Genomic DNA, 6854 nt, shown 5'->3' with positions numbered 1-6854 from the left:
CGCAGGCCAACGAGCGCCGCCAGTTCGGCCAGACCATCGGCGAGTTCGGGCTGGTGCGCGAGAAGATTGCGCAGATGACGGTGGACTGCTTCGCCGCCGAAAGCGCGGTGTGGATGGTCGCGCACCTGATCGACAGCGGCCGCAGCGACTATTCGGTGGAAGCGGCGATGAGCAAGGTGTTCGCCAGCGAGGCGGTGCAGCGCGCCTGCTACGAGGCACTGCAGATCGCCGCCGGCAACGGTTTCATGCGCGAGTTCCCCTACGAGCAGATGACCCGCGACACCCGCATCCTGTCGATTTTCGAAGGCACCAACGAGATCCTGCGGCTGTATGTGGCGCTGTCCGGGCTCAAGGGCGTGGGCGCGACGTTGAGTGAACTGCAGAGCGCGGTCGGCGGCATCTTCAACGATCCGATCAAGGGTTTCGGCGTGCTCGGCGACTACGCCGGGCGCCGCATGCGCGAAGCCACCGGCTATGGCACCGACCGCATCGCCCATCCGCTGGCGCCGGAGCTGCGCAAGCTGGCGGCGCTGTGCGAGAAGTACACGGTCGAACTGTCCAAGGTCTCGGACCGGCTGCTGCGCAAGCACGGCAAGCACATCGCCGATCAGCAGCACGCGCAGAAGCGCATCGCCGATATCGCCATCGATGTGTTCGTCGGGTTGTGCGTGCTCTCGCGCGCCGACAGCCTGGTCAAGCAGTCACACCCGGCCGCCGGAGAAGGGGTCACCATCGCCGGGCTGTTCGCCCGCCAGGCACGCCGCCGTCTGGCCCGCAACGTGCGCGGGCTGGAGCGCAACGAGGACGCGCAGGTCGAGCAACTGGCCGCTTCGGTACTGGAACGCGGCAACTACGCTTTCGACGTGCTCTGAGAGGAATCAAAAGCGCGGGCCGCTCCCGGCGACGGTCGGGGGTGACGGGGGAGACCCGCCGGTTCAGATGCGCTGCGCGTTCAGGGCCTTCTCGATGTCATCCAACGGGATGTTGGTCCAGTCCTTGACGATCTCGGCATGCAGCCGCGCCTGCACCTCCTTGTGCAGCTGTGGCCGGATCTCGCCCAGCGACACCGCATCGGCCACCAGCACCAGCCGCTCGAAGTGGTGTGCCAGCGCCTGCCGGTTCAACCAGTCGGCAAGCAGCTTCACAAACGCGGCCTCACCGGTGTCGTTCTCTTTGGGCTGCAGGCCCGAAGGACCGACATTTTCCGTATCCAGCGTGGGGGTCGGATCCTGATGCAGCTTGAGTTGGGTTTCGGTCCCCACATTGCGCAGTACGCGTACGCTGCGGCCATTGGCCACCACAACCCAGGTACCTTGAGGAATCAGCGACATCTCATCACCTTGCAGACTTGGGGCAGGAACCGCAGCCTAACGGGGCCGATGTGAGGCTCCTGTCCCGGCCCCTGACCACCCGGCGCGGCACGCCGTTTAGGCCGGCACCGGGCGCTTCCCGTACACTGGCAGCCCTCGCCGCCGTCATTCGACTGTCCGACGGGTCCGGCGCGAGCCGCCCGTTTCCGCTGCCCTTGCACGCCACGGCACTTCCTCCCGTCTCGGCAATGGACCGGCACATGATCAAGACCGATATCACCCCCACGCTCGAACACACCGCGTTCGATTTTTTCTACGCGTTCGCCCGCTTCGAGTTCTGCATGAAGGAAGCCGGCTACCTGAAGTCGGACAAGCCCGGCAAGAAGGCCGAGCCGAACTGGGACAAGTTCGTGCGCAGCAACCGCACCCGCTACACCTTGTCACCCGATGCGCTGGCGCTGCTGGAAGCCGGCCCGCAGCAGCAGATCAGCACCTCGCACGGCAAGCTGGCCTGGCGCGAGATCGAGTTCGATGAGAACGAATTCGAACTGCAGGCGGTGGCGATCCTGCTGCGCGCGGCACGCAACAATGTCTTCCACGGCGGCAAGCGCGGCAACAGCGGCTGGGACGACGTGAACCGCACGATGCGGATCCTCACCCACGGCAAGACCGTGCTGGATGAACTGGCGCAGTTCGCCAAATTCGTCGAGTACAACCGCGGCTGAGCGCACGGCCGGGGTGAACGGTGCGCACCGGCTCAGCTGCCGGAGACGCCATCCTCGGCCCACACCCCTTCCCTGCGCACGCGCCGCATCAGCCCGCGACTGTGGCGGTCCATGCCGTGCACCCGTACTGTGGCGCCGTGATGGCGCAGCCGCGTGACCACCTTGTCCAGCGCCGCCACCGCGGTGATGTCCCACAGCCGCGCACCATCCAGGTCGATCACCACCCGGGTACCGGGCAAGGTCCGTGGATCGAACGCGTCGATGAACGGATCGGCCGAGGCGAAGAACACCTGGCCAGTGACCCGGTAGGTGCGCACACCGCCGGTGTCCTCGATGCGGATATCCAGCAGCTGCGCCACTTTCAGCGCGAAGAACACGCCACTGAGCAGCACGCCCACGCCCACACCGGCGGCCAGGTTATGGGTGCCCAGGGTGACCGCCACCGTCGCCAGCATCACCACCCCGGACAGGCGCGGGTGCCGTCTCAACGCACCGAAGCTGCGCCAGTCGAAGGTGGAGACGCTGACCATCACCATGATCGCGACCAGAGCGATCACCGGCACCTGCGCCATCCAGGGTTTGAGCAGCACCATCAGCATCAGCAGGAACACGCCGGAAAACAGGGTGGACAGGCGGCCGCGACCGCCGTATTTCACATTGCCCACGGTCTGCCCGATCATGCCGCAGCCGGCGATGCCGCCGAACAGGCTGCTGGCGATATTGGCCGCACCCAGACCAATGCTTTCACGGTGCTTCGGGCTGGGCGTGTCGGTCAATTCGTCCACCACGCGCGCGGTCATCAACGACTCCAGCAGTCCCACCATCGCGATCGCCAACGCAGGCATCGCGATGATCCGCAGCGTCTGCAGGTCCCACGGCACCTCGGGCAGCCCCAGCCACTGTGGCAGCGCGCCCGGCAGCTGGCCCAGGTCGGCCACCGTGCTCACCGGCAGTTGCAGCAGCACCGCCAGCAGGCTCAGCACCACGATGCAGATCAGCGGTGAGGGAATCACCCGGACCCCGGGCAGCGGCAGGTATGGCAACCCGTAGATGATCGCCAAGCCCAGCCCCAGCAGCGCCCAGGTCGCCGCATTGGCCGCCTCCAGATGCGGCAGCTGCGCGGCGAAGATCAGGATGGCCAGCGCGTTGACGAAGCCGGTGCGCACCGAGCTGCTGACAAAGCGCATCAGCACATCCAGTCGCAACGCGCCGAACAGCACCTGCACCGCGCCGGCCAGCAGTCCGGCGGCGAACAGATAGGGCAGCCCATGCGCGGACACCAGCGGCGCGGCCACCAGTGCCACTGAACCGGCCGCGGCGGTGATCATCGCCGGGCGCCCGCCAAACACCGCGATCACGATGCTGAGCACGAACGAGGCGAACAGCCCCACCTGCGGGTCCACGCCGGCCACGAAGGAGAACGCGATGACCTCGGGAATCAGCGCGAACGTGGCGACCGCGCCGGCCAGCAGCTCGCGCAGCGGATGGGCACGCCACTGCGCCAGTTCGGATCGGAGAAAGGACATGGATTGGGCAGCCTGGAACAGCGGACGCGCGTAACCGACGGCGCGGCGGCGGCCCGCGGGCCGGAAAGGGGGCGGATTATGCGGCCTGGCTGGGCTGCGGACAAAATTCGCCCGCGGTCACGCAAGTCCACCGCCAGCTCGGCACGACTTCCCCCCGTTCCGGGTGACCTTGAATGCGGGCCCGGTCAGGTACGATGCACGCCCCTTCCCAACGCCACCGGTGCTGCGGCGCTCCGCCACCCGGCTTCGATCTCCCATGCCCCACTACACCGGCCCGCTGCTCACCCGCCCCCTGCTCGAGCGGCTGCGGACGGCGCTCAACAACGGCGCCCAACAGATCCACGCCTCGTTCGATCTGGGCCGCAGCGAGACCGCCGTGATCCTCGCTGAGGACGGCTGGCAGTGGCACGGACAGCGCTTTGCGTGGCCGGACAAACTCAAGGACCGTACCATCTATTACTGGGATGGCGATGCCTTCAGCGCCGCCTCGCGGTTCGGCAGCGCGCTGTACAAGCTGGTGCCTACCGACTGGGGTATTCCGACCTTCGAGATCGACGGCATCAAGATGCTGGTCAGCGCGCAGCTCTCGCCGCTGGACGATGCGCGGCGCAAGGTCGCGCTGGTGGAGCCGCGGGGCAAGCAGCTGCTCGACACCTGCGGCGGCATGGGCTACTTCGCCGCCTGCTGCCTTGCTGAAGGAGTGGCCGGCATCCGCTCGTTCGAGAAGAGCAGCGAAGTGCTGTGGCTGCGCACGCTCAACCCGTGGTCGCCCGACCCGGAAGCCGCTTCCGCACACGGCCGGCTGCATCTGGCCCACGGCGATGTGTCACGCGAAATCGAACACCTGGCCGATGCCTCGATGGATGCGGTGCTGCACGACCCGCCGCGCTTCGGGATCGCCGGGGAACTCTACTCGCAGGTGTTCTACGATCAGCTGGCGCGCGTACTGCGCCCCGGCGGCAAACTGTTCCACTACACCGGCGCGCCGAACAAACTCACCAGCGGCCGCGACTTACCCCGCGAAGTCGCCAGCCGCCTGCAGAAAGCCGGCTTCAAGACCGGGCTGGCGCTGGACGGGGTGCTGGCGGTGCGACGCTGACCGCAACAGGGCGGCGGCGCTCCACCGCCCCGGCACAGCGCTTCAAGGGCCGGGCTTGATCGCGATCTTCAACACGCCGTCGCGCTGGTGCGAGAACAGATCGTAGGCGGCGACGATGTCGTCCAGCGCGTAGTGGTGGGTCACCAGCGCCCCGAAATCGGCGCGTCCGGACGCGACCACGTTCATCAGCCGACGCATGCGCTCCTTGCCGCCCGGGCACAGTGCGGTGTTGATCCTGTGGTCGCCCAGGCCCGAGGCGAACGCCGCCAGCGGAATCTTCAGGTCCTCGGAGTACACACCGAGGCTGGAAAGCGTGCCACCGGGCTTGAGGATACGCAGCGCCGATTCAAACGTACCCTGCGTACCCAGCGCCTCGATGGAACTGTCCACGCCGCGACCGCCGGTGAGCTTCATGATCTCGTCCACCACATCGCAGTTGCGGAAATTCAGCACCACGTCGGCCCCCATCGCCTTGGCGATCTGCAGCCGGTGCTCATTCCCATCGACGGCGATGATGGTCGAGGCCCCCAGCAGCCGCGCCCCGGCGGTGGCGCACAGGCCGATCGGACCCTGCGCGAATACCGCCACCACATCGCCGATGCGGATGTTGGCGTTCTCCGCCCCCTTGAAGCCGGTGGACATGATGTCCGGGCACATCAGCACCTGCTCGTCGCTCAGCCCGTCGGGAATCGGCGCCAGGTTGGCCTGCGCGTCGGGCACCAGCACATACTCGGCCTGGGTGCCGTCGATCATGTTGCCAAAGCGCCAGCCGGCGGTGGCCTTGTAACCGTGGCAGCCGCAGCGGCCGCTGGCGATCAGGTAGCTGCCATCCTGCGAGGCCACCCCGTCCTGCGCGGCGTAGGAATTGAAGTTGGGGCAGATCGCCCCGGCGATCACCCGCTGCCCTTCGGTGTAGCCCTGCACCGCACTGCCGAGCTTCTCGATCACCCCGACCGGCTCATGGCCGACGGTCAGTCCTTTGGCGACCGGGTACTCGCCTTTGAGGATATGTACATCGGTCCCGCAGATGGTGGTGGTGGTGATGCGGATCAGCGCATCGTTGGGACCGACATCAGGGATGGGTTTGTCGGCCAGCTCGATACGCCCGGGCTCAACGAATACGGCAGCTTTCATCATGCTCATGATGCATTCCTCAGCGAGGGAAGGGGCCCGGCCGCCACCGGTCGGGCCGAGCATACTCCCGGCGTGGTAACGGCCTGTTGACGGCACAAGCCACCTCGCCAGCCCAGTGCAGGCCGCCCAAACCCCGGGCGCCGGGAAGTTCCCCTCCCCGCGCACACGGGCTGCGCCAAACCCGCCACGCCGGCATGCCCCTTGCCCGCACACCCCGCAGACGCGCTCACATCGACGTTACGCCGGGATCACGCCAACAGCCATCGCGCACAAAAAAGGCACCGGAGTGGAAACTCCCGGTGCCTTCCATGGTCCCACCAGCAATCACATTCGTCACCCAAGAGATTGCTGGGGAAGAACTTCTCTCTGACGGCCCGCCGCGGTTACTCGCAGCGTTACTCACATTCGCCAGAAGGGGACTGGATTCGAAGCCTGACGATCGCTGTGAGCCGTGGAGCAATGGTCCCACGCTGTACAGGAAAGTACTATTCCAGTCTTCTTCATCGTGCCGCGCTTGGGGCTCACCCCCATGGGCCGTGGGGACAATTGGACAGGGGACGTAGCCGATGGCCGCCACACAGAAGCCGGGACGCGATGGCGTCAAGTATTGGCGAGCCGTCGACGCCATTGAGGCGTTGGGCAGCGCGTCGCTGGCCGAGGTTGAGGAGTGGGACCTGTCGCACCACCCTCACGACCCGTTGGGCAACGCCCGCGCCGACCTGGAGCTGTTCACGGTCAACTCGCCCAGTCGAGTGCACTACAACTACTCGCGCACGAACTGGCGAAGTGACCAGGATCACCCGCACGACCGCTTGTTCAAACTGGTCGATCCCGGCCCGCCGCGGCGCACCCGCTACGTGCTGTTCAATCCAGCGGATCACGGGCACGTAGCCCTGCAAAAGGGTGGCGACGGAAAGTGGAAGGTCCTGCCCCTGGTCATCCATGACCAGGGGCAGGTGGAGGCAGATGCGCAAGCGGGGGCGTTCGCCGCTCCAGTGGATAGCGACCACGACGCCCGCGTTTGGGCGATGCGCGCCGTGGCCCAGCGCCGCGGCGGTAA

The 6854-nt window shown here is 66.8% G+C and carries 6 protein-coding genes and 1 pseudogene; 4 read left to right on the top strand and 3 right to left on the bottom strand.

Going from position 1 to position 6854, the window contains the following annotated elements; translation table 11 throughout:
• A partial coding sequence (locus JCM9942_RS08715) for an acyl-CoA dehydrogenase family protein (protein ID WP_256202340.1) occupies positions 1-872 on the top strand: 872 nt, incomplete at its 5' end.
• Positions 873-935: 63 nt separating this feature from the next.
• Here JCM9942_RS08715 and JCM9942_RS08710 read toward each other — a convergent pair.
• Complete coding sequence (locus JCM9942_RS08710) at positions 936-1331, bottom strand: host attachment family protein (protein ID WP_054659069.1); 396 nt, start codon at positions 1329-1331, stop codon at positions 936-938.
• 239 nt (positions 1332-1570) lie between these two features.
• Between JCM9942_RS08710 and JCM9942_RS08705 the strand changes: the two genes are divergently transcribed.
• Positions 1571-2035 (top strand): hypothetical protein, encoded by a 465-nt coding sequence (locus tag JCM9942_RS08705; RefSeq protein ID WP_145974324.1) that lies wholly within the window; start codon positions 1571-1573, stop codon positions 2033-2035.
• A 32-nt stretch (positions 2036-2067) separates the two neighbouring features.
• Here JCM9942_RS08705 and JCM9942_RS08700 read toward each other — a convergent pair whose 3' ends face one another.
• Positions 2068-3561, bottom strand: a complete 1494-nt coding sequence (locus JCM9942_RS08700; RefSeq protein WP_054659065.1) for a SulP family inorganic anion transporter — start codon at positions 3559-3561, stop codon at positions 2068-2070.
• A 256-nt stretch (positions 3562-3817) separates the two neighbouring features.
• Between JCM9942_RS08700 and JCM9942_RS08695 the strand changes: the two genes are divergently transcribed.
• Entirely contained in the window at positions 3818-4660 is an 843-nt protein-coding gene (locus JCM9942_RS08695) for a class I SAM-dependent methyltransferase (protein ID WP_054659063.1), read from the top strand.
• A 42-nt stretch (positions 4661-4702) separates the two neighbouring features.
• Here JCM9942_RS08695 and JCM9942_RS08690 read toward each other — a convergent pair whose 3' ends face one another.
• Positions 4703-5803 (bottom strand): NAD(P)-dependent alcohol dehydrogenase, encoded by a 1101-nt coding sequence (locus JCM9942_RS08690; protein WP_199398911.1) that lies wholly within the window; start codon positions 5801-5803, stop codon positions 4703-4705.
• Between the two features lie 557 nt (positions 5804-6360).
• Between JCM9942_RS08690 and JCM9942_RS08685 the strand changes: the two are divergent.
• A pseudogene (locus JCM9942_RS08685) lies at positions 6361-6854 on the top strand (HNH endonuclease); the annotation flags it as partial.

The sequence above is a fragment of the Stenotrophomonas pictorum JCM 9942 genome, from assembly GCF_001310775.1.
Classification (GTDB): Bacteria; Pseudomonadota; Gammaproteobacteria; order Xanthomonadales; family Xanthomonadaceae; genus Stenotrophomonas; species Stenotrophomonas pictorum.
Note: the sequence above shows the minus strand (reverse complement) of the source record. Positions and strands in the feature narration are given on the sequence as shown.